Source organism: Pedobacter sp. 01T416_2 (assembly GCF_056398925.1).
On sequence record NZ_JBFTQI010000773.1, the window covers coordinates 1 to 2,711 of the forward strand.

Here is a 2,711-nt window from a genome sequence, read left to right on the forward strand (position 1 = left end):
GTGTAAAGCGAATTGAGCAGCTTGTACTAATTGTTAGATTTGATCGTTAGGCTCTCTTATTTTTACGCCTGATGCTTTAGATCTCATCCCGATTCATGAAAAAACTTTTACTAATTGCTTTGTTAAGCATAGGGTTCACCTTAGCTATTAAAGCGCAGACACCCCAACAATTTAATTATCAAGGAGCGGCAAGAAATGCCAATGGCACCCCGCTGGCCAATAAAAATATAGCCCTGCGGATTAGTATTTTAGATGGATCTTCAACTGGAACCGTTCAATATTCGGAAGTAAGAAATGTAACGACAAATACTTTAGGTTTATATACATTAGCTATCGGGGCTACTGGTGCAAGTTCGGTTAACGGTACAATTGCTGGGGTAACTTGGGCGAGTGGATTAAAGTTTGTTAAGGTCGAAATCGATCCTGATAATGGTACAAATTTTAGTTTGGCCGGAACCGCACAATTGCTAAGTGTTCCATATGCCCTTTATGCTGCCAATGGGCCAACCGGACCCAAAGGAGATCCGGGTGTAGCTGGCCCTGCTGGTGCACAAGGTATTGCGGGCGTTGCAGGTCCGCAAGGACCTGCAGGAGCAACTGGTGCTCAGGGGCCAATTGGCTTAACTGGTGCTGCCGGTGCACAAGGAGCAGTAGGCGCAATAGGTCTACAAGGAGCGAAAGGAGATACAGGTGCAACGGGAGCTACCGGATTACAAGGTTTGCAGGGCATACCTGGCATAAAAGGGGATAAAGGTGACATAGGCCCAGTTGGCCCTTCAACAGGAGTAGCTGGCGGTGATTTAACAGGGAATTATCCAAATCCTACATTAGCTAATCTTCAGGGAAAGACATTAAATGCCACTTCACCAATCAACAATCAGGTGCTTCTATTTGATGGCACTGCATGGAAACCAGTAACATTGGATGTGAGTCAACTATCAGGCGCTAAGGCATTAACCTCAACTGATTTGAGTATTAGTGCTAATGGCGCTACGGCTTTATTGAAAGATGTAGTAATTGATATAAACACGGCGGCTGTTAGCACGCTTAAACTGGCAGATGGGGCAGTAACAACGGCAAAATTAGCCGACGCTGCAGTAACCGCTGTAAAAATTGGAAGTAAAGAAGTTAAAAACGTTAATATCGATGATGCCGCAGTAAATACACTACAGCTCGCTGATGGGTCGGTAACTACAGCAAAGCTTGCTGATGCTTCGGTTACGGTGGCTAAATTAACTACTGATGGGCTGAGTGATGCAAACAAAGTGTATATCACCAACGCAACAACCGGGAAACCCGAATTAATCAGCAGGACATTATTTGCAAATGCAAATGCCTGGGCATTAAAAGGAAATACGGGCAGCACCGATCAAAACAATAATTTCCTAGGTAATACAGATGATGTGGCCATCAACTTTCTGGTTAACGGTTTAAAATCTGGCCGTTTAGGCAATTCATCCGAAAACAATATTTCTTACGGTTATAAAACACTTACCGCGAATGTATCTGGCTTTTACAACAGTGCATTTGGTCGCGAAGCATTATCTGTTAACATTTCAGGTTACGAAAACAGCGCTTTTGGTTACCTGGTGTTGCAGCGCAGTTTTAGTGCTATCAACAACAGCGGCTTTGGCTCGCAGGCATTAGCGATTAATACGGTAGGCTCCAATAATACTGCAATTGGCACGCATGCGCTAATGGCCAATAGAACTGGTATATCAAACACAGCTATTGGAAGTTTGGCGCTTGAAGCCAGTAATGGCGACAATAATACGGCACTAGGTTATGCTGCCGGTTCGAAAAACAATGGGGCAGGGAATGTTTTCATCGGAAGCAATGCTGCCGCTAACAGCACAAATTCAAATAATACTTTGGTAGTAGCTAACTCTAGTACCTCATACCCGCTAATCGCTGGCGATTTTGCAGCAAATGGTGGCGCATTAACCATTAATGGAACTGCCGCTGCATCTTCTGTAGCTTATGCCCCAGCAAATGCAAGTACTTTAAACATCAATGGTTCTGTTGCAGCAAGTGTTTTAATCTATACTACAGCCGGGGCCTTAACACTCGATGCCAGTCATTACACAGTCAGGATAAAAAATGCAGGTTTGGCGGTAAGTGTTAATCTCCCAACGGCCTCTAGCTGTAAAGGAAGGATTTATGTAATTGTGAAAGCTTTATCATCAGGTGATGTTACGTTAAACAATCCTGTTTTGTTGAATGATGATTCTGATGTAACCACCATTACCGGTGCAAAAACTTTCACCATTCAAAGCGATGGGGCGGCTTGGATCTCTTTAAACTAAACACAATGAGAAGAATATCCTATTTGCTTGTTTTCTTAACCATAGTGTTTTTCTGGGGAAACGCAAACGCACAAAGTTTGCCGTATGTGGTTAATTCGGCTAGTGGCAACGGTAAGATTAATAATCAATTATACGATTTTAGTATTGGTGAAATGGTACTGGTGCAAACTTTACAGGCTGCCAACACTACATTGACCCAAGGGTTTTTACAGCCTTTTCTGATCATACAGACCACGGCCGACGTAGCCATTGTAAATAATATCCTTACTCCAAACGGAGACGGGACAAACGATTTTTTTGTAGTTAAAGGCTTAGAAAAGTATCCGAATAACAAACTATCCATTTTTGATAGGGGAGGAAGGTTGATTTATACTACCCAAGGTTATCAAAACAACTGGGAAGGCT

General features: G+C 43.1%; 2 protein-coding genes. Both read left to right on the top strand.

The genetic code is table 11. From position 1 onward, the window contains the following. Positions 1-95: 95 nt before the first annotated feature. Positions 96-2,306 (top strand): beta strand repeat-containing protein, encoded by a 2,211-nt coding sequence (locus tag AC1DPQ_RS23875; RefSeq protein WP_477582525.1) that lies wholly within the window; start codon positions 96-98, stop codon positions 2,304-2,306. Between the two features lie 5 nt (positions 2,307-2,311). Next, positions 2,312-2,711: T9SS type B sorting domain-containing protein (locus AC1DPQ_RS23880; RefSeq protein ID WP_477611087.1), on the top strand; the 400-nt coding region annotated here is incomplete at its 3' end.